Source organism: Moraxella sp. K1664, from assembly GCF_039693965.1.
Taxonomy (GTDB): domain Bacteria; phylum Pseudomonadota; class Gammaproteobacteria; order Pseudomonadales; family Moraxellaceae; genus Moraxella.
Genome location: NZ_CP155576.1, coordinates 1184551 through 1205622, shown reverse-complemented (window position 1 = coordinate 1205622; position 21072 = coordinate 1184551). Strand labels below are relative to the sequence as shown.

The following is a 21072-nucleotide window of genomic DNA, read 5'->3' as shown; positions in this document are numbered from 1 at the left end:
TTTCCTTTTTCCTTTTTAAAAACCATCATGTTAAAATATTTTTAAACCCAATACACCGCCCACCCATGCCCCACACCGATTTATCTGCCCATTTTGACAAACATGACATCACGCTCATCATCCACAAAAAAGCCGTCAAAAACGTCAATTTTCGCCTGACATTCATAAGCTCTCGCCCCTGCTTTGCTGTCAGCGTGCCACATCATCTGTCCGATGATGACATCCACCGCCTTATCATGTCCAAGTCCGCATGGGCAATAGCTCACGCCCACAAACGCAAACACGCCCACACCGACCACAGTCCAAGCCATGCCCACCCCAAGCTGTGGGGCGAGCCTTTTGATGTGGCGGACTATCTGACACAGCACTCCATTAGGCTATCAAAACAGCAACGCCAAGACCACCACGCCTGCCGACTTGCCATCTATGAGCATGAACTCAAAGCTCGCCTGCCCACCCTAGCAGACACATGGCAACCTGTGGTCGGTCGCTTTGCCGATGAGATTCGCACCAAGAAAATGCACACTCGCTGGGGCAGTTGCAACACCCATGAAGCTCGCATTTGGCTGTCCACTTACCTGCCTGCCTATCCCTACCCCTGCACCGAATATGTCTTTGTGCATGAACTGTGCCATCTTATCCATCCCAACCACAGCCCTGCTTTTTGGCATGAAGTCAAAAAAGCCATGCCCGACTATCAGACATGGCACAAGCTACTAAAAGGTAAGCCCTAATTGGCTTAGCCTTTGGCTTCATGGGCGGTTAAGGCTTCATTAAAAATCTCGCTTAGGATTTTGACGTCATTGACCCGTGCATAGTTTAGGCGAGTAACGAACGCGAGTCGTCTGTGTGGTCCTGTCTCATTTAGGGGTAAGGCAGTTACGTCATCGCCGATTTGCTCTAACGCCATCTTAGGCACTAGGGTCGTCCCCATGCCCACTTTTGCCATCTGAATGAGCGTGTTGAGCGTGGCATCAGAAAAGCCTGATTTTAGCTCGTTTTTATTCATGGTACAAACCGACAGCACTTGGTCGGTCAAACAATGCCCTTCGCCCAGTAGCAACACATCATTTTCAAACAGCTCCGTGCTTGAAATACTCGCTTTGTCGTGCTTGCTGTCCTTGGGGAAAATGGCATAAAAATTCTCCGCCCAAAACTCAAAAGCATGCAAACCATCAACCGCATAAGGCAGTGCCAAGATGGCGGTGTCAATATGCCCATAACGCACCTGCTCTAACAGGCGTTCGGTCTGTTTTTCGGTCACCGCAATCTCAAACTGGGGGTACTTGTCTTTGAGCGTTGGCAACACTTTGGGGAGCAGATACGGAGCAATGGTCGGGATAATGCCTATCGTCATCGGGTAGGCAAGGGGCAGCTGATGACTGTGGGCTCGGGTCGTTAGGTCATTAATCTCACTAAACACCCGCTGGGCTCGCTCCAACAACTCTTCGCCAATGGGCGTGATTAGCACCTGTTTGTTGTTACGCTCAAAAATCTGCGTGTCTAGCTGTTTTTCAAGCTCGGCAATACCAAGACTTAGGGCAGATTGGGAAATGTTGCACTCTTCGGCAGCACGTTTAAAATGCTTGTGCTTGGCAACGGCAAGGGCGAACTCTAACTGACGCAAGGTAATCATCACGCATTCCTTATTTTTAAAAAATCGTACCTGCTATTTTACACCTAAGTTTGATAAAACAAAACCTTTTATTTAAAACTTTTAACTGGATAAACCGTTAATTTTTGTTATCATGTAATGACTTTAAGGATTTTATCCTTTGATGAGCAAGCTCCAACCGCTCATCACATTGACATTTTTAACAACAAACCATAGGTGACAATATGACTGCTATTATCAACCAACAAATTCCAGAATTTACCACCGAAGCTTTTGTAAACGGTGAGTTCAAAACCATCTCATCAGAAGACACCAAAGGCAAATGGTCCATCTTCATGTTCTACCCACACGACTTTACGTTCGTCTGCCCAACCGAGCTTGAAGACATGGCTGACCACTACGAAGAGCTACAAGGTCTTGGCGTAGAAGTGTATGCCGTCTCTACCGACAGCCACTTCGTTCACAAAGCATGGCACGATTCATCTCCTGCCATCGGCAAAGTAAAATACCCAATGCTAGGCGACGGTACTGGCAAAATCACTCGTGGCTTTAACATCATGATTGAAGACGAGCATGCTGCATTGCGTGGTACTTTCCTAGTAGACCCAGACGGTCTTATCAAAGTTGCCGAGATTCACGACCTAGGTATCGGTCGCTCTGCCAAAGACATGATTCGCAAAGTTAAAGCCGCCCAATATGTGCGTGAAAATGACGGCGAAGTTTGCCCAGCCGCATGGGAAGCAGGTCAAGAGACCTTGAAGCCAAGCCTAGACCTAGTTGGCAAAATCTAATCTAATAGTTACTCTTAGATTTTAGACAACCCAAACCGCTTAGCCATCAGGTTAGGCGGTTTTTATTTTATGACAAAAACATCGGTCAAGTTGGTGAATGTGTGTTAAAATTGTTGCTCTTCATTTTTAGACATTCCATTGACAGCATCGAGATGATTTTATGACACTCTACCGCACCCTATTGGCAGTTGCCGTTTCTGCCACCCTGCTGACCGCTTGTAACAAGACCGATGCCCCAGCCAAACAGCCTGCCAACACCGCAGAGACTACCCAAACTGCCCCTGCCGAGACTGCCAGTGTCAATTTGGATGGCTCGCCAAGCATCGCCATGATGAACAAAATCTTGCAAATGTCCACGCTCATGCATTTGGCACAGACCAATCCTGACATCACCGAAGAGCAAGGGGCTTGTCTGATGTCCAAAGACGGTGAAGCGACCTATCATGAGACCAGCAAGCAGATGCTTGTGGACGCTGTTGGCGTTGAAGGCATTCAAGAAGCAGATAAATTCTATGAAAGCGAAGTCGGTCAAAAGGTGCTAAAATACACCGAACAACAAGAAAAACTGGCTCGTGGTGAGAGCATTGATGGCGAGCCTATCATCATGACCGAAGAAGACCAAGCCAAGATGGTAGAGATGAGTCAGAGCGAAGCCAATCAAAAGCTAGAAACCGCCATGCAAGAGAGCATTACCCCTGAGAAGATGAAAACGCTCATCGAAGACTTTGCCACCAAAGAAAAAGCTCGTTGCAACATCAGCTAATTTTGATAAATCACAAAATCGCTCAATATGTTGGGCGATTTTTTATCATCAAAAAATTACAGCCAAACAAAAACACAGGTCGTCCAACCTGTGTTTTTATCATTTTAAATAGCCATTTATCAGGCTTTGCTAAGTAGGTATTGATACAGCTCGTCTTTTAGAGCCAATTTTTTGCGTTTTAACCCTTCGATTTCTTCGCCACGGCTGTTGTGGGCGACAGGGTCATTTTCTAGATTGGTAATCTCTTCATCAAGCTCGTTATGAGCGTCAAAGAGTTTGACAAAGTGCAAATCGTTTTCTGTTTTTAGTTTGGTGATGAGTTCACGGTATTCTGGAAACATGAAAAACTCCTAATATATCAATAGGTTAGCGATATTTACCAAATATACATCTAAAAAATTCTTACATTTGGTATGGCTTTATCTTAGCAAGAATTGGCGGTATAAGCAAGCAAAATTATCTTTTTTATGTGCTTTTTTGTATGAATTTTCTTTTTGGCATTAATTGAGTTTTATAAACTTAATATTAAAAACGTTTAAATTTTCTAAATATCAAATAGCCCTTATAATACTAGGTAATTTAAACATATTCATAGGCAATTTATAGGTACACACCATGCTAGACAAATCTTTACTTGATGCCATCAAATCATACAGCACCAACATGAAACGCCCCATTCAGATGATTTTGGGACAAGGCGACCACGCCAAACGTGCCGAATTGGTGGACTTTTTGGAGCAAATCGCCAGCACTTCGGACAAAATCGGCTTTGACAAAACAGTCGTGGACACCGATTTGTCGCCCATGAGCTTTAAAATTGCCACAGATAACCGTGATACAGGCATTGTGTTTAGCGGTATCCCTGGCGGTCATGAGTTTACGTCTCTCTTGCTTGCCATTTTGCACGCTGGCGGTCATACCATGAAGCTAGACGAAGGCATTCAAGAGCTTGTCAAACGCATTCAAAAACCACTTAAATTTCAAACCTTTGTCTCGCTATCATGCCATAACTGCCCTGATGTCGTGCAAGCGTTAAACCAATTTGCCGTGTTAAATGACGGCATTGAAAACGAGATGATTGACGGCGGTGTGTTCCCAGAACTTGTTGAAAAAAATAACATTCAAGGCGTGCCTGCGGTGTTTTTAAACGGCAAACCATTTTTAAATGGTAAAGTAGATACCGCCCGTATCATTGACAAACTGCAAGCCGAGTACCCCGACCTGATTGCCGAAGGTCAAGCCGAACAGCTTGAAACCCAAGACGTTACCGTGATTGGCGGGGGGCCAGCAGGCAGTGCGGCGGCGATTTATACCGCTCGTAAAGGGCTTCGTGTGGCTTTGGTTGCCGACCGTATCGGCGGACAAGTCAAAGACACCCAAGACATTGAAAACTTGATTTCCATACCGCTTACCAACGGCAATACCTTGGCAAGTAACCTTGCCACGCACATCAAAGAGTATAACATCACCGTTAAAGAACACGTGAGCGTATCGTCTATCGAAGAAGTCAAAGGCGGTTATCAAGTTACCCTAAACACAGGGGCAAGCTGGACTTCACGCACGCTCATCATTGCCACAGGAGCCAAATGGCGTAAACTTGGCGTCAAAGGCGAAGATGAGAACATCGGCAACGGCGTGGCGTACTGCCCACACTGCGATGGCCCATTCTTTAAGGGCAAGCCTGTGGCGGTCATCGGGGGCGGTAACTCGGGCGTGGAAGCGGCGTTGGACTTGGCAGGTATCGTTCAGCACGTTACCGTGTTGGAATTTGGCGATAAACTCAGAGCCGACCAAGTTCTGATTGACAAGGCAAACGCCAAAGACAACATCACGATTATCAAAAACGCCGCCACGCAAGAGATTACGGCAAATGGCGGTAAAGTAGATAGCCTTATCTATCAAGACCGAGTGTCGGGCGAGAATGTAACCCTGCCTTTAAATGCGGTATTTGTACAAATCGGACTGGTGCCAAACTCTGATGTTGTCAAGGATTTGGTAGATGTTACCGCTCATGGCGAGATTGAGATTGATGCCAAATGTCGCACCAATAAGGCAGGCGTGTTTGCCTGTGGGGACGTAACCACCGTGCCTTATAAGCAGATTAACATTGCGATGGGCGAAGGCTCCAAGGCAGGACTGTCGGCATTTGAATATCTGATGATGAACAGCTAAACCGCAAAAACCCAGCCGTTAAGCTGGGTTTTTATTATTTCATGCGACTTATCAAATTATCTTTCATCACAAACTGATGATACAACGCCCCACCAACGTGAGCGATGACTAGGAACACCAACACATAAAACACCGCCCCTGTGTGTAGCCCGTTCATCACCTTTGCCATCTCTCTATCAATACCCACCACGCTTGGGAAACTAAACAGCCCAAACACACTCACGCCCCGACCGCCATACATACTCATGAGCATGCCTGTGATAGGCATGGCAAGCATGGCAACGTACAAGCCCAAATGGGTCAGATGAGCCACTGCCGTCTGCCATACGGGCATGGGCGGGTGTGGCGGAGCTTTGACGATAAAGCGGTTAATGATACGCAAAACCGTCCAAATAAAAAAGCTCGCCCCAATGGATTTGTGCAGGCTGATGTACTCATCGCCCATGTTAATGATAACAAATGCCACGATAATGAGTAATGCCCCCACCCAATGAAAAATGCGAGTGGCAAGGCTGTATTTGTCGGTGTGGCGTGTCGGCTGGCTCGTGGCTGGCGTGGTCATGATGTCTCCCCATAAATAAAAAACTTCGTTTTATTATAACGAAGTTTTTGGTAAAAAATAGGGGACAAAAGTAGTTTTTTGGTAAATCAACTATCCAAATCCACCAAGCGGTGAGCGATTAAGTCCAAATCAGGCACGACATACATCTCGCCATCTAGCGTTACCGCTTGATACAGATAGTTTTCCTGTCTTTGCTCACGATTGGGCAAATTGGGAACAGACAGCTGGATGTTAGCAATCTCCTCATCGCTTAGTGTGACGTCCGTCACATCCGAGATACGCACCCGTTTGGTTGTCAGCTCGCCTGCGGTTTGCAGTGCCAAACGGTGGACATCTGAGTTACCCTCTAAGATGATGAGCTTGTCCGCTTCGATGTCTTTGGGAATCAGGTGATACACCGAGACCTCTTGACCTCGCCACAGATATGTCCAGATTCGCTCATGGTATTCATCCACGCTCATGATAAGGGCGGTTGGCACCAGCCAATCAGGCTGACCGATGGCAGGAATGGCAGTCACTTCAATGGTGCCATGCTCGGCAGTAAGCAAGCTCACAGGCTCGAACTGGTGTTTTTGGATTTTTCTCATAACTATTCTCAATCAATGGTAAATAATGACATCATCTTTGATACATGCATCATGCTGTTTTGCCAAGCATCATCCGTGGATATGTCTGATAACACAAATAGATACTTCAATCTCAACCTAAAACGGCAGCTTATTGATTGTCCCATAATCATTTTTGGGTTGTAGGGGTCAATCCTATTCGCCCTTGATAAATCAATGAGTGATATAAAGTTGAAAATGGGGTAACAAATATAAGTTGGCATCCTCTTTGTCATTCTGAATATTTAAAGCCACGAAGCATGTGATTGATGCGATTGGCAAGCTCTAAAGGTGTCCCAAAGAATTGGCAAAATCCTGAATCAATAACAGCTTGGGGCTGGCTTGAACAGCCACTACTCTCAGGGCTTTGAGCCCACAGATGGCTTTTGTTTTGGGCGATTTGGGTGAGATGAGCAGAACCATCATCACCCATGCCAGAGAATATAATCCCAATCAGCTCACTGCCATACACATCGCTTGTGTTTTTTAAGAGATGATTAATGCTCGGCTGATACTCGCCCTCCCATGCCTTATCCAGCAAAATCACCCGCCCCTCACTGTCGCAGACGATTTGTTGCTCAATCGGGGCAATCAAACAAGTCCCCGTTTGTAGTCGCTGACTGGTGCCAATCACTCGACATCGCCAGTCGTTGTTACGGGTAAGTATCTTTGGCAAACCATGAATCATCTCTTTGTCAAAATGATGTGCGATTAAAACGGCAAGTGGCAACTCAGGAGAGATGTTATCCAAAAATATCTTCAAAGCATCAGGCCCGCCCATGGACGCCCCCAAAAACAGTACATATTTCCAAGGACGTACGGACACATGGGAGATGACTGTGGATTTTTTATCCGTAGCCTTTATCATGGGCATGCCAAGCGAATTACAAAGACGGCGTAGCAATGAACGTTGCCACTTTTTATAACTCTCATCATGCTTTGGGTTGGGAGCCTCTTGAAAACCGACCAACATCAAGCGTGGCTGATGACCATCAATGAGTGCCTGCAACCCGTCTGACAAAGGTGGCTCTACCAACCACACCATGCCTTTGGGCAGCTTTGACTTTATCATCACATCAAGCTGTTCGGTGCTAAAACAGCCAATAACATCAAAGCCCGCCTCACGCAAACCATCATCAAAAGCAAGTCGCTGGCTGCGTTGGTCGCTCACCACGATGACCTTAATGTCTTTGACCTGCTCATCAGATGGCATGGTTTGATGGGAGCAAATGTCATCAACGTTCGAGTGCTGACAAGTAGGGCATGTGGCATTGAGCTTATTTTGCCAATACTGTGCCGCCACACTCAAAGGTCTTTGTTTTGACACATCTTTGTTAGATTCCATTGCCCACCATCATCTTCCATTAACAAACCGCTAAATGTTCAGCAGTTTGCCAATACGCTCCAACAACTCCACCTCTTGGAACGGCTTACCCATGTAGTCATTAACGCCAATCTCAAAGGCACGATCTCGGTGCTTCTCGCCCGTTCGTGATGTAATCATGATGATGGGTAAATGACTCAAACGGGGGCTGTGACGCACCTGCGTTGCGACTTCAAAGCCATCCATACGTGGCATTTCAATGTCAAGTAGCATCAAATCAGGCATGTTGTCTTGCAAAATCTCAATGGCATCAACACCATCTTTGGCAACAATCACCTCAAAGCCTTGACGCTCTAAGAAACGAGACGTTACCTTACGCACCGTTACCGAGTCGTCCGCCACCATGATGAGATGGCGACGGCTGACGACAGGCTCCATCTCTTTGCTTTCTCGTTTCGCCTGAGCGGTACGCATGAGTGCCAACAGGTCAAGAATAAGCATGACCGAACCATCACCCATAATGGTTGCCGCTGAGATTCCCGATAGGTTGGAGAGTTGACGACCTAATGGCTTAACCACAATCTCAATACGAGAACCTACAATCTCATCCACCTGCAAGGCAAGGGCTTGCCCTGTCTGAGTCTTGATGATGATGACGGGCAAAGTCACGCCTGAGATGATTTCATTAAAATAACTGCCTGTTAAAATTTCATTGAGATAACGCAGACGATAGTTTTTGTTATCAATCTTAATGGTGTTATTGCCCGACTGATGATAAGCCAGCAGTTCTGTGGCATTCATCTGCACCACACGCTCAATCTGTACCAGTGGGATGGCGTATTGGCGGTCAGCCACACGCACGATGAGTGCATCTGACATAGACACGGTCAATGGCACACGGATGATAAAACGAGAACCCTTGCCAAACTCCGACTCTACCGATACCGAGCCACCCAACTGACGAATCTCTGTTCGCACCACGTCCATGCCTACGCCACGCCCTGAGATTTGGGTTACTTTGTTTGTGGTGGACAGACCTGCGTTAAAGATATACTGCATGATGTCGTTATCAGCAAGCTGTTCATCGGGATGGATAAGACCTTGGCTGATGGCTTTGTTACGCACCGCCTCTACATTCACGCCCGAACCATCATCAGACAGCAAGATGACCATCTCGCCCCCTTCACGCAGGACCTCCAACACGATACGCCCTGTTAGTGGCTTGCCCAGCTCACTACGCTTGGTGGGCATCTCAACACCATGGTCAACAGCGTTACGAAGCATGTGTTCTAGCGGTGATGTGATACGATCAAGAATACTTCTGTCCATCTCATCATCGGCATTAATCACCGTCAGCTCCACGTTCTTGCCCAGCTCGCTCGCTGTCTGACGCACGATGCGTTGTAAGCGTGGGGTCAGACGTGAAAAAGGCACCATCCGTGAATTCATCAAGCTGTCTTGTAAGTCTGCTTGGGTGCGTGATAATTGTAGCAATAAGTTTTCGCCATCACGAGTCTTATCTAACATGGTCGCCTTAATGTCTAGCAAGTCCGATGCTGACTCTGAGAGTGATTTTGACAACTGGTTGAGTGATGAATACTGGTCCATTTCTAAGGGGTCAAAGTCCTCATCAAATGTACCATCATCAATCTGTGCCATAATCTGCTCTTCTAGCTCAATATCCATACGACGTAGCTGGTCAAACAGACGCTGAACCGTAACACCCATCTCCTCGATACTGCCTGTGATGCTGGCAAGGTTCATGTCAATACGAGCACGGTTAATCGCCGCCTCGCCTGACAAGTTAATCATGCGTTCAAGTAGGGGAGCTGAGATACGAATCATCTCATTGTTACTGCTACTGTCCACGCTTTCGCCAAACACGCCTTTCATGGGTGGCATACGACTGATGTCACGGGTGTTTTTGGATGCTGCCAAGAAGGCTTGATATTCATTGATAAAATCAATTTCTTTTTCAAGCGACACCACAGGCACTTCGTTTAGGTCATCAGGGTTTTTGATGAAACGGTGCAAGGCATCCACCAACGGTGTCGGGCGTGGTGGGTTGTAGTTGTGTTCTAGCAGTCCAACCGCTGATGTAATCCAGTCATGACATGCAAAAAGCAGGTTTGCCACCATTCGTGTGGCAGGCAGACGGCGGTTGCCCAGCTCTTCATAGACCGTCTCCATCTCATGGGCAAGATCAGCCACACCATTGGCAGAGACCATTCTTGCCCCGCCTTTGATGGTGTGTAGCTTACGTTGCAATGACTGCAAGCTCACCACGTCGGATGTGTTGTTACGAAACGCCGCAAAGTCCTCGCTACTGCTCTCAGCAAGCTCCTTAGCCTCTTCTAAGAACACGTCCAAGATGTCTTTATCAGACAACACGCCCTGCCATGACTCGCTGATGAAATGCTGATATCTGGATGTCTCATCAAGTGGCACTTCAGTTATCTCTGGCGTGGCAACCGCTTCTTGCTCTTCTTTTTTGGCATCAAGCACAGGAATGGCTATCATGGCCCCCTCTGGGACTTCTCCTGCGGACAAATAAGCCTGCAAATCAGCAATGGTGTTATCTGCAAAGAAAGACTGCTTGGTGTTTTTGACCGCATCCAACTGCAAGGACAATACGTCCTGCACGCGTTGCATGGTGCGAACCCACGGGTCAGTGACGGTCATCTGCTTATTGGTGAAGCGTTCGTACACACTCTCTGCTTCGTGAGTTAGGTCGCCAATACTGCTGATGCCTGCCAGCCTGGCTCCGCCTTTGATGGTATGCAAATGGCGTTGTAAGGTTTTTAGGTGGTCAAGGTTGTCTTTATCATCTCGCCATTGCCCAAAAACTTCTGTCACCTCAGCATCAAGCTCTAACGCTTCATCCAAAAAGATTTCCAACAGCTCATCATCTGTGGCAATCACTTCTAGACGAATGGGTGCTGTTTGAGAATCAGAGTGTGACGCCCCTTCATCGCTTGCTGTTCCAGACGAATCGGCGCTCTCTTCGGTCTTGGACTGCTCTTTTAGGGTATTGCCCAGCTCTTGATAATAATTCTCTCGCTCCAAAGTGATGGTGCTTAGATTATTTAAAACCGCCTTATCCACCGTCAATGCCATGCTACCTGCCATGGCATCAAACAGCCCAATCAACTCATGGTGCACCGCAAGCAAGGCATCGATAAAGCTGTCATCTTTGGCTTGGTCGGCATGCTCTGCCATGAGTTCATAGGCAGGCTTTAAGGATGCAAGCAGGCTTTGGAATTTTGGCAAATCGTGCGTGCGTGCTGAGAGCATGTCAATCTGAGCAAGCTGTGTTTTGGCATAATCGCAAATGACATTTTGCTCTTTGGCACTCATGCCTTCTAGTTCAAGCTCAGCATCAAGCAGTTCATCAATGCCTTCAATTAGGCTCTCTACATGATAAACATCACTCTCATCGAGCATCAGCTCTTCGATTTCTTGTTTGTCCTCAGCCAGCTCTCCTAGCTCTTGGGCGGTGATGAGATTACCATCGGTTTGATTGTACGCATCAAGATAGCCATCAATAAATGCCACTGCATTTTTGAGTGCTTGTTTGTGTTTGTTACCCATCGGTGCATCATGATGTTGCAAACTTTGCAAACCACGCTCGATGATGGCACCCACCTCGCCTACCGCCACCAGCGGTGCCAAGCCTGATGCCCCACGCAAAGTATGAAATGCACGCACCACGTTATTATCCACAGGTGTTTGGCTATCTGCTTCATGTGCATTTAAAAATGTTGTTACCTCTGCCAATAACTCTCTGGCTTCTTCGATAAAGATTTGGCACAGCATGTCCTCTTCATCATCCACAGGGCTGCTTGGCGTGGTGCTAGACATGAGCTGACCTGCTTGCTCCACCAAGCTGAGTGCTTCATGAGTGGGTTTGGTTTTTTTGCCAGTCTCATCATCTTGGGTGTGGTCTGCCTGTTGGGTGGTTTTGTCATCGATGGTGTCTTGGCTTGACTCATCTTCTACTGATGACTCTGTCAAAACAGGCTCAGACCCCAACACTTCATCATCTAACGACTGCCAAGCGACATCATCGGCTCTGTCAATATCATCGCTGTCTTCTGCATTGGCGTTTTGGGTAGCGGTGTTTTTATCCGACCCATCAGTCATATCCAACATGCGATAGTCAAAATCCTTACCATGCCCTTTACTGTATGCATGAGCTACCGCCTCCCACAGTTTTATCTTGGCGGGATAGTCGTCAGCTTTGGACTCAAAGATGGACACCAACGCATCAAACTCACCTAGCACGTCGCCGATGAGTGCCTGCATGCCAGCATCCATCGGCACGGTCTCATCTAGGACACGGTTTAGCATGTTCTCAATCGACCAAGCCAGCTCGCCCAATTCATACGCCCCAACCATGCGTCCTGAGCCTTTTAGGGTGTGAAATCCCCGACGGATATCGGTCAGCGTACCTTTGTCAGGACTGCTTTGGTATTTATCAAAAAGTGGAATGATGGTCTCTAAGACCTCGCCTGCCTCTTCGATATAAATCTCACGAATGTCTTCATCAACTTCCATCGGCTCATGCGTGGTCGCCTTGGCAGTCTCAATAAAGGGCAGTAACACCTCTGGCAAGGCACTCTGCGTTTTTGATGGCATCTCATCAGACACGGCAAGACCATCTTTGACATCAACATCATCTGGGCCATCATTGATGTCACTGCTTGATGTTTGTTCTGTTTCATCATCAAACATCATCTCATCGACAAGATCATCATCGCCGATAAGCATGTCAATCTCAGATGGCAACTCATCATCCATCACCACGTCATCAGACGACACCGACTCATCGGCAATATCAACCATATCATCGTCTGCCACAAAGGCAGGCTCATCCACTTGCAACGGCTTATCTTCCCTGTCATCTGATACACTCTTGTCTGCTGGGTCAGGCTTGCCTTCATCCATGGGTCTGCCCGCCAAGATGTTGTTGGCACGCATGACCACCAATGCATTATCCACGCTCGGGGGCTGACTATTGGCAAAGTCCTGCACCATAACAGGGATAATCTGGGCAGTTTCACTAACGATGGCAACCACATCAGGGCTGACTTTGACCGTCTCGTCTAGGACACGGTTTAGCATGTTTTCAATCGCCCAAGCAGTCTCGCCCACTTGGAATGCCCCCACCATACGCCCTGAACCTTTGAGTGTGTGCCAGTTACGGCGAACTTCTTTTAATGGTTTTAGGTTTTGGGGGTCGGCTTGCCATTTTGGTAGGTGCGTGTGCATCTCTTCCATGACTTCATCGACTTCTTCGATGAATATCTCACGGAATTCTTCGTCATGACTAAAATCATCTTCTTTTAGGCTTGCCTTGGCAGCAAGATAAACTTCGCTTAGACCATCTGCGACCTGCTCATCATCCACCACGTCTTGTTCTGTCTCATCAAGACCTGTCACTTGCCCATCAGACTCTATTTGGGCAGGTTTTTCATCGGCAGTATCAGCAATATTGACATTATTCGTGTCGTCTACATCATCGATATCATCAGCATCATCAAAAATAACATCGTCGTTCACACTGTCAAAATCATCATCAAAAATAACGTCATCTTCGCCAATAAGAATCTGCTCTTCGTCATCTGACTGTGGTTCATTGGGTGCTTGTTTGATGGGGTCGTCTGCCAGTTTGGGCTCTATCTTTGACCCTAAGCCGTCATCCATCTTGTCATCTATGTCATCATCTGTCTTATCTTCTGACTCATTCTCACCAATCATGATGTCGTCAACATCATCTTCGCCAATCATCTCATCATCAAAGACAACTTCATCAAACACATCTTGGGCTGACACATCTTGGTCATCATCGGTTTGAGCAACATCTACATCATCAACCACCGCTTCATCTTCGATGACATCATTTGCCAAAGGCTCATCAACCAATAACTCACTGCTTGCAAGGCTTGGTACGACATTATCCACCGTGCCTTCATTAACATAATCAGACAACAAAATTTCATCATCTTCTTGGGTCACATACACGCCATCTTCTGTCGTGCGTGGCTCTTGGTCGGGCAACTCGTCCACCACCAGCTCGTCGTCATCAAGCTCATCATCATCCAAGGTCAATGCAATGCTGTCATCAAACAAATCCAACTCAATGTCTTCATCAGGCAGATGACTGATGGCTTGTGACTCATCTTGGACTTGGTCATCATCCAAGCGTTGATTTTGATTTTGACTTTGGTCGTCTGCTTGATTAACTGCCAAAACTGGCTCATCAACAAAAATATCATCAAACAACTCATCGTCTGCCACATCAAAGGCGGGCTTCATTTCATCGGCTGTTTCGCTCTTTGTGGGCGTTTTGATGTCATCAATACCAAAATTATCATCAAAGGTGAGCGTATCATCAAACAAATCATCAAAATCATCTTGAAATGCTTGACTGATTTGGTCGTCTTGGGTGTTATGATGATTGACATCTTGGTAACTGGTATCTGTGACATTGGCATGTTCATCTGGCGTTATGGCAACTGTCTTAGCATCTTGATAGATATCCAGATTGGCATCATCAATGCTGACATTATCAGCATCGGCATTAGCATCAGTATTTATCACATCATCATCCACAGAGACATCATCTGTTGGTAACGCATTTGTAACTTGCTCTTGATGCTCATCTTGATGGTTATCTTGGGTACTGTTTTGTACAGACAATTCATCAGTATGACTCACAACAACATCTTGTGCATGGTGGACTTGCTCATTATGGGCATCCAAATCTACACCCAAATCCATATCTGCATTTGTATCCACATCAAGCGTCTGTTGGGCATCATCTAAATGCGTCTGCGATGATAAAGCGGGCAAATGTTCGCCTGCATCATCATAAAGTGTGGTATGCTGATGGGCAAGACGTCGTGCCATCTCCACATCAGACAGTTCAGGTTCGTTTAGATTAGCATCAAGCAATAATTTTTGCACATCATCGGTACATTCTTCTATCCGGGTCAGCAGTGCATGATCAAATATTTGCTGTGCCAAATTATCAAGGAACATCTCAAATAAAGACAAGCTCTCTGCGGTCTTATGGGCAATTTGCCATGACAGATGATTTGGTGATTTGTCTTGAAGCAGGGTGAACACCTCCGCCATTTTTGTTGCCACTGTCGCTGCATCAAACAATCCTAGGTCATTAAAACTTTTGACCAGCACCTCAAAACTCTTAGATGATGGCAGTTTATCAGTTTGCTTATCTTGTAGGTAATCTAAGAACTTATCTTTAAACTCTTCCATCAAAATACGCACATCACGAAGTACATCATTGTCATTGACAATCATTTCATCATGATGATTGTCTTTGGTATTGATAACCTCGGCGGTACTGGTGATGGCGGTATACAAATCTTGGAGCTGAGTGTTTATTTGCCATTGCATTTGGGCAAACATCTCATCACTACTTTGAGCGGTGGTGGCATCATTGATGATTTGTTCCACATAGCGAGCATAAAATGACCAACCACGTGCTGACAGTTGCTCTTGTAGGGCAGATAATACATTTGTCTCAATCTTGTTATCTGCCAACGCAAAGATTAGCCCTTCAATGGTGGTTAATACATGGGAAAAGAAAGTTTGATTGTCCGTTAAAATCTCATTGAGACGTTTTAAAAAGTTATGAGCTTGTTCATTGAGTGTGTCCAGATTGGCAAGTGCCACATAAATATCAGCAATGACATTTTCAAGCCAAATACTCGCTTCAAGCTCTGGGGTGATGCCTGCCTTTTGAAAAGCAATCACACGGTCAAGCTCACCTAAGATATGGGCATAATAAGATGGCAATGGTTTGGTGTTTAGTGCCGTGTTTTCAAGCCATAACACCGTGACGAGCCACAGCTTTTGTAGCACAGGCTCCACCGCCGCTCCTGCCAAATGCGTGCTAAGATTACGCAGTTTGGTCAGCTGCTCGCCATTGACCCCGCTTTGAATAAGCTGTCCTGCCAACGCACGCCACACCTGATTAATCTCTTGATAGCTTTTGTCGTCTAACGTGCTTGACTGCACCACTTTTAGGTCTATTTGCTCACTAAACCGCTCATGAACCACCGACTGCAAAATGCTCTGTTTGCCTATCTTGCCACCCAAATGAGCACCCACTAAGTTGAGATAATAAATGCGTGAATTTAGCAAAGGACGTCGCAAAAATCCAGTGGTGGCATAGCGATTTATCTCATGCTGTAACAGATGACTGGCATAGATGATTTTTGGTGCTAATACCGCAGGGTTGCCCACTTTTGTAAAATAATCAGCAGTTTGGGCGATGGTTTGGGCAAGTTTGGTAAAGTCGGGTAAATTTGCCATGACAAGCACGTTGCCAATAATGTCATATTGACGAGCAAAATGAGCCAAAAGCTCAGATGGCGATGGTGTTATATGGGCATGCAACGCCCAAAACTCCTGATTTAATGGGTCAATGAGCCATTCTAATGCCACTAATTCATTGGACTGCTTAATCATCTTATCATCCTAAAACAATCTTAAAAATAATATCTTGATCGACTTACGCCATTTTTAAATCATTATTTGATGTGGGTGGTCATTTATTGGCTTATTTTTTGCCAAGCGTTAATTTGACCGTTATCCACACGTCTCATACTGGGGTGTTGCCAAAACATGGCCTCATTGGGAGCAAGCAGAACATAACCCCCAATGTCTAAATTCTGCACAAAATATGCCAAGATGTCTCTTTGGTCAAATTTTCTAAAATAAATCAGCACATTTTGACAAATAATCACCTGTTGCTTAGGCAGTTCAAGTGGTGTTTTTGCAAAAAGATTATGCCAAAAAAAATGAGTGTGTTGCCGGATTGCTTGATTCACTTGCCATATTTTTTGGCAATCAGCAACATCTGCATTATTTTGTATGGCATGAAGCTGAGAGTGATGGCGGGCAGGTATTTCATGAATTTTTCTGCCCATGTATTCACCCTTTTTTGCCAACGTCAGCGAGCGTACGGACAAATCCGACCCATTGACCCGAAACGGCAAAGGGCTGACAAACTGCCGAGATATCAAGCCAAGTGTCATCGCCAATGAGTATGTCTCTTGACCTGTGGAACATCCTGCACTCCACACCGAAAACATCGACGGGACATCGAACGATGGCGTCACCTTATGTCGCTCGGTGATGTAGGACTTATACAAGTCTCCGACAAATGCCAAAGACGGCTCATGGCGAAAAAACCGACTCTCAGTAATGAGTAGGTTGTCAAGTAACAACTGAGTCAAAGCCGACAATGGTTGCGATGAAATCATGTTGTCATGTTGTATGGTATCGTACAATTCATCAGCACTCATGCCATGATTTTGGGCGGTGATTGTAATGGCATGAATGAGCCAATTGTGTTGCACCGATGGTAACACAAATCCACAGATTTGCTCTATGTACGCTTGCCACAAAGGCAGATTCATCACGTCCCCCTATACCAACAATCAGCTGTCAGCAAAGACGTCATCATCATTTGACAACTTAAAGCCAGATACCGACTCTTGGAGTGCCGCTGCCATCTCATTTAGACGACCTACCGAACGAGCGGTTGCCATCGTACCTGATGATGTCTGAGATGTGATGTCTTGGATGATGTTCATCGTGCTAGAAATATGACCTGCTGATGTGGCTTGCTGACGAGCAGCGTTTGAGATGTTTTGAATCAAGTCTGCCAATGTATTTGATACGTTTTGCACCTCATCTAGTGCTTCACCAGCATCTTTGGCAAGTTTGGCACCTTTAACAACTTCTGCGGTGGTAGATTCCATGGATGATACCGCTTCATTGGTATCTGCTTGAATGGTTTTTACCAGTGTTTCAATCTGACGAGTTGCCGCAGCAGAACGTTCCGCCAGTCGCTGAACCTCATCGGCAACAACAGCAAAACCACGACCAGCCTCACCTGCCATCGATGCTTGAATGGCGGCGTTCAAGGCTAGGATGTTGGTCTGGTCGGCGATGTCGTTAATCAATCCAACGATATCACCAATCTCTTGTGATGATTCACCCAGACGCTTAATACGTTTGGATGTCTCTTGGATCTGATTACGAATGGTATTCATGCCCTCAATGGAACGCTGTACCACGTTTGCACCATTTTGGGCGATGACAACCGAACGCTGAGCAACCGAAGCAGATTCTGATGCGTTCGCTGATACCTGATCAATAGAAACCGCCATTTCATTAATAGCAGCAGATACACCAGCAATCTCTTGGGCTTGATGCTCAGATGCTTCGGCAAGTTCCACAGCGGTCATCTGTGTTTGTTGTGATGACTGAGCAACACGGTCGGCGGTGGTGTTAATGACAAGTACCAGCTGACGCAGTTGGTCAATGGCAAAGTTCACCGAGTCGGCAATCGCCCCTGTAAAGTCTTCTGATACGGTGGCATTTACGGTCAAGTCACCCTCTGCCAAATCTCCCAATTCATCAAGCAGTCGCAAAATCGCCATTTGTGAGCGTTCGTTTTCTTCTTGGATTTGTCTGGCTCGTGCTGCTTCCTTTTCCATCTCTTGACGCTGACGCAAGTTTTCTTTTTCACTCACACGCAGCTCTTGACTGCTTTGCTGTCTTAGCAAGCGATACAAGGCAAATGCCAAAACAAGGCTACTAAGCAACAATAAAAGTGCAGGGATGAGAATGCTTTTTTGGGTAATGATACCACGGTCAATCTTAGACAGCTGTTCTTGGGTTTTGGTGGCAAGGTCGGTAAGTGCTTGGGCGGATTCACGAGATTGGATGGTGGGGTTACTTAGGTCGGTCAGCTGACCCATGACAGGTTTGACCATTTGCTGATACGTATCATTAATATTTTGCAAGGCTGGGGAGACTTGCCCAAAGGCTCCTTGTTGATTGTCCAAAACACGTGAAAAATTTGCCACTTCTGCTTTAAACTCATCGGTATTGGTGCCTGTACTGCTGGTCAATGCCGCCATTTTTTCGCTGATGCGTTCAAGCCGTAAAATTTGCCCTTGAATTTCTTTGATAAAAGCAGACGATACACCCACTTTCATGGCTTGGTCGGTAACGTTGGCATATTGCTCTTGCATTTGATGAGTGGCATCTTGGACTTGTTTTTGTAAATCTTGCAAGGCATTGATGTCATTTTGATGTGCAACGATATAATCCACACTGTCCTTTTTGGATTGCCAGTCATTGCTGATGGCGTTGATTGCTCCTGCATTGCCCACCATCTTGTTGTTTTGTAGGCGTGATAGTGCCAACTCATAGGACTGCACATCCGCCACCAGTTTGGCATATGCGGTTTTGCTAACATCAAAATCACGAGAAAACGTGGCGTCATTGATGTTTTTGACGATATTTACCGCATTAACTTCCAGCTGATTAACATCGCTAAGATAATCGGTTACTTTTAGCAGTGAGTACGCCAAATACGCCAAGCTAAACATGGCAATAAATCCAGAGATGATCAGTAGTGTCCACCACTTTTTCTCTGAATCTGACTTTGGGGCGACCACTAGGGGTTCTGAGACTTTGCTCACATCATTCATTTTGCTTATCCTTTTAAAACCGAGCCACTTATCACTGCTGCCCGCTTTTCTTAACTGATACAACTCATCAATCCCACCACTTATTGATGAAATGTTTGATTGATTCTATATTTATTTGCTAAAACAATTTGCTAAAATATATTGGGTGAATATATTGGGTGCATTTACCCTACTAACATAAAATAAGACAAAAATAAGACAAATGACATTTAATTTTATCATTTTATCATTGGCAAAAAATTGACACGTCTTGATTTTGATACATCAAGCACTGATTTGACAAAACCAATAACACACCATCAGCCTAATGCTGCATTTAGATACTCGGTATCATGAAACAGCAAAGATGGCATGACCACATGCCATGCCTTATCATCTTTGACAAATCTGCCGTGATTGTACGGAGCAAAGGGCGACTCTTCGGGCAAAGGCACATCTTGGTATTCACTGCCCGAAAATTGCACCATGCCTGTCACTTGATCCACCAAAATGCCCGAAAAAAAGCCATCTTGGTCAATGACCATCACCTTTTTGTTTTTAAGGCGTTCACGACTGTCAATGTTTAAAAATTTTGCCAAATCCGCCAGTGGCAACAGTCGCCCCCGCACGTTCGCCACACCAAGTAGCCATGGCTTGGTCAGTGGAATGGGGGTCAGCTCAGGCAGCGCCAAAATCTCAGACACTTCACCCATCGGGGCGACAAATTCTTGTCCACCTACTTCAAAGGCAATGCCAATCCACTGCGTATAGTCCGCATCGTGTCGCCCTGTTGCCCGAGCCTTGGCAAGGTCGGCAAGACGCAATAACTCAATAAAACCAGACGACGCCACGGCTTACTCCAATACAGAGTGAATGACTCTGATTAACTCTTCTTCGTTAATGGGCTTGGTTAGGTACTCTTTTGCCCCTTGACGTTTGCCCCATACACGGTCTGTCTCTTGATTTTTGGTACTGACAATAATCACAGGAATGTGGGCGGTTTTGGGTTCACGAGTGATTTTGCGAGTGGCTTGAAAGCCGTTCATCTCAGGCATGACGATGTCCATCAGCACCACATCGGGCATCACTTCAATCGCTTTGGCACAGCCATCTTCGCCATTGTCTGCTTCAAACATCTCAAAGCCGTTTTTGACCAAAATCTCACGAAATCGCAACATTTCTGTTGGTGAATCGTCCACTACTAATACTTTTGCCATGTCTGTCTCCGATAAATAAAAAGTCTCGCTAGGTGTCTTACCCAATTAGCGAAAACGACTGATGGTCGCAAACAGGTCTTCTTTACTAAATGGCTTGGTCAAATACTCGTTAGAACCCACGATACGTCCACGAGCTTTGTCAAACAGACCGTCCTTGGATGACAGCATGATGACAGGCTTTTGGGCGTATTCTGGGTGATTTTTAATCATAGAACAGGTTTGGTAACCGTCTAGGCGTGGCATCATGATGTCCACAAAGATGATGTCAGGATTGGTCTCGACGATTTTTGATAAAGCATCAAAGCCGTCAACAGCGGTAATCACTTCACAGCCTTCTTTTTGCAGTAGGGCTTCGGCGGTACGGCGGATGGTTTTGGAGTCGTCAATAATCATGACTTTAAGACCAGCAAATTCACTCACGGGATTATCCTTTTGTTTGAAAATGGATTGTAAATTTAGAAATTGGTTAAATTTTGACAATATTTTAGTCAGTAAAAACCTACT

15 protein-coding genes are annotated in these 21072 nt (G+C 45.9%); 4 read left to right on the top strand and 11 right to left on the bottom strand.

Translation table 11 applies throughout. The features are described 5' to 3' along the window. Nucleotides 1-65 precede the first annotated feature (65 nt). Nucleotides 66-734, top strand: a complete 669-nt coding sequence (locus tag AAHK14_RS06200; protein WP_065255251.1) for a YgjP-like metallopeptidase domain-containing protein — start codon at nucleotides 66-68, stop codon at nucleotides 732-734. Nucleotides 735-739: 5 nt separating this feature from the next. Here the strand turns inward: AAHK14_RS06200 and AAHK14_RS06195 are convergent, their stop codons facing one another. Further along, the gene (locus AAHK14_RS06195; protein WP_065255250.1) at nucleotides 740-1636 is read right to left on the bottom strand and encodes a hydrogen peroxide-inducible genes activator; all 897 of its coding nucleotides are present in this window, start codon (nucleotides 1634-1636) and stop codon (nucleotides 740-742) included. 203 nt (nucleotides 1637-1839) lie between these two features. Between AAHK14_RS06195 and ahpC the strand changes: the two genes are divergently transcribed. Beyond that, complete coding sequence (gene ahpC, locus AAHK14_RS06190; protein ID WP_065255249.1) at nucleotides 1840-2406, top strand: alkyl hydroperoxide reductase subunit C; 567 nt, start codon at nucleotides 1840-1842, stop codon at nucleotides 2404-2406. A 160-nt stretch (nucleotides 2407-2566) separates the two neighbouring features. Then, complete coding sequence (locus tag AAHK14_RS06185; RefSeq protein ID WP_065255248.1) at nucleotides 2567-3169, top strand: hypothetical protein; 603 nt, start codon at nucleotides 2567-2569, stop codon at nucleotides 3167-3169. Nucleotides 3170-3288: 119 nt separating this feature from the next. Here the strand turns inward: AAHK14_RS06185 and AAHK14_RS06180 are convergent, their stop codons facing one another. Next, complete coding sequence (locus AAHK14_RS06180; protein ID WP_065255247.1) at nucleotides 3289-3510, bottom strand: YdcH family protein; 222 nt, start codon at nucleotides 3508-3510, stop codon at nucleotides 3289-3291. A 274-nt stretch (nucleotides 3511-3784) separates the two neighbouring features. Here AAHK14_RS06180 and ahpF point away from each other — a divergent pair, with 274 nt between their 5' ends. Next, entirely contained in the window at nucleotides 3785-5341 is a 1557-nt protein-coding gene (gene ahpF / locus AAHK14_RS06175) for an alkyl hydroperoxide reductase subunit F (protein ID WP_065255246.1), read from the top strand. 34 nt (nucleotides 5342-5375) lie between these two features. On the opposite strand, the gene AAHK14_RS06170 is transcribed toward ahpF, so the two are convergent. From AAHK14_RS06170 to AAHK14_RS06130, 9 genes are all read right to left on the bottom strand, one after another. Further along, nucleotides 5376-5903, bottom strand: coding sequence for a cytochrome b (locus AAHK14_RS06170; RefSeq protein WP_065255245.1), 528 nt, complete (start codon nucleotides 5901-5903; stop codon nucleotides 5376-5378). An 86-nt stretch (nucleotides 5904-5989) separates the two neighbouring features. Continuing rightward, on the bottom strand, nucleotides 5990-6490 hold the full coding sequence (locus AAHK14_RS06165) for a hypothetical protein (protein ID WP_065255244.1): 501 nt from the start codon (nucleotides 6488-6490) through the stop codon (nucleotides 5990-5992). Nucleotides 6491-6740: 250 nt separating this feature from the next. Continuing rightward, the gene (locus tag AAHK14_RS06160; protein WP_227514657.1) at nucleotides 6741-7853 is read right to left on the bottom strand and encodes a chemotaxis protein CheB; all 1113 of its coding nucleotides are present in this window, start codon (nucleotides 7851-7853) and stop codon (nucleotides 6741-6743) included. 30 nt (nucleotides 7854-7883) lie between these two features. Further along, on the bottom strand, nucleotides 7884-16331 hold the full coding sequence (locus tag AAHK14_RS06155) for an Hpt domain-containing protein (RefSeq protein WP_194092517.1): 8448 nt from the start codon (nucleotides 16329-16331) through the stop codon (nucleotides 7884-7886). 83 nt (nucleotides 16332-16414) lie between these two features. Further along, complete coding sequence (locus AAHK14_RS06150; protein ID WP_065255242.1) at nucleotides 16415-17284, bottom strand: CheR family methyltransferase; 870 nt, start codon at nucleotides 17282-17284, stop codon at nucleotides 16415-16417. A 21-nt stretch (nucleotides 17285-17305) separates the two neighbouring features. After that, the gene (locus AAHK14_RS06145; protein WP_227514656.1) at nucleotides 17306-19372 is read right to left on the bottom strand and encodes a methyl-accepting chemotaxis protein; all 2067 of its coding nucleotides are present in this window, start codon (nucleotides 19370-19372) and stop codon (nucleotides 17306-17308) included. A gap of 299 nt (nucleotides 19373-19671) precedes the next feature. Further along, nucleotides 19672-20202 (bottom strand): chemotaxis protein CheW, encoded by a 531-nt coding sequence (locus AAHK14_RS06140; RefSeq protein WP_062498750.1) that lies wholly within the window; start codon nucleotides 20200-20202, stop codon nucleotides 19672-19674. A gap of 3 nt (nucleotides 20203-20205) precedes the next feature. Beyond that, nucleotides 20206-20568, bottom strand: coding sequence for a response regulator (locus AAHK14_RS06135; protein ID WP_062498751.1), 363 nt, complete (start codon nucleotides 20566-20568; stop codon nucleotides 20206-20208). Between the two features lie 45 nt (nucleotides 20569-20613). Continuing rightward, nucleotides 20614-20961: a response regulator gene (locus AAHK14_RS06130; protein WP_036388546.1), complete on the bottom strand. Its 348-nt coding sequence runs from the start codon at nucleotides 20959-20961 to the stop codon at nucleotides 20614-20616. Between the last annotated feature and the right edge of the window lie 111 nt (nucleotides 20962-21072).

What these genes read in the sequence shown, in the direction of transcription:
- AAHK14_RS06200 (WP_065255251.1), top strand. Translation starts at nt 66, where the DNA reads ATGCCCCACACCGATTTATCTGCCCATTTTGACAAACATGACATCACG.
- AAHK14_RS06195 (WP_065255250.1), bottom strand. Translation starts at nt 1,636, where the DNA reads ATGATTACCTTGCGTCAGTTAGAGTTCGCCCTTGCCGTTGCCAAGCAC.
- ahpC (WP_065255249.1), top strand. Translation starts at nt 1,840, where the DNA reads ATGACTGCTATTATCAACCAACAAATTCCAGAATTTACCACCGAAGCT.
- AAHK14_RS06185 (WP_065255248.1), top strand. Translation starts at nt 2,567, where the DNA reads ATGACACTCTACCGCACCCTATTGGCAGTTGCCGTTTCTGCCACCCTG.
- AAHK14_RS06180 (WP_065255247.1), bottom strand. Translation starts at nt 3,510, where the DNA reads ATGTTTCCAGAATACCGTGAACTCATCACCAAACTAAAAACAGAAAAC.
- ahpF (WP_065255246.1), top strand. Translation starts at nt 3,785, where the DNA reads ATGCTAGACAAATCTTTACTTGATGCCATCAAATCATACAGCACCAAC.
- AAHK14_RS06170 (WP_065255245.1), bottom strand. Translation starts at nt 5,903, where the DNA reads ATGACCACGCCAGCCACGAGCCAGCCGACACGCCACACCGACAAATAC.
- AAHK14_RS06165 (WP_065255244.1), bottom strand. Translation starts at nt 6,490, where the DNA reads ATGAGAAAAATCCAAAAACACCAGTTCGAGCCTGTGAGCTTGCTTACT.
- AAHK14_RS06160 (WP_227514657.1), bottom strand. Translation starts at nt 7,853, where the DNA reads ATGGAATCTAACAAAGATGTGTCAAAACAAAGACCTTTGAGTGTGGCG.
- AAHK14_RS06155 (WP_194092517.1), bottom strand. Translation starts at nt 16,331, where the DNA reads ATGATTAAGCAGTCCAATGAATTAGTGGCATTAGAATGGCTCATTGAC.
- AAHK14_RS06150 (WP_065255242.1), bottom strand. Translation starts at nt 17,284, where the DNA reads ATGAATCTGCCTTTGTGGCAAGCGTACATAGAGCAAATCTGTGGATTT.
- AAHK14_RS06145 (WP_227514656.1), bottom strand. Translation starts at nt 19,372, where the DNA reads ATGAATGATGTGAGCAAAGTCTCAGAACCCCTAGTGGTCGCCCCAAAG.
- AAHK14_RS06135 (WP_062498751.1), bottom strand. Translation starts at nt 20,568, where the DNA reads ATGGCAAAAGTATTAGTAGTGGACGATTCACCAACAGAAATGTTGCGA.
- AAHK14_RS06130 (WP_036388546.1), bottom strand. Translation starts at nt 20,961, where the DNA reads ATGATTATTGACGACTCCAAAACCATCCGCCGTACCGCCGAAGCCCTA.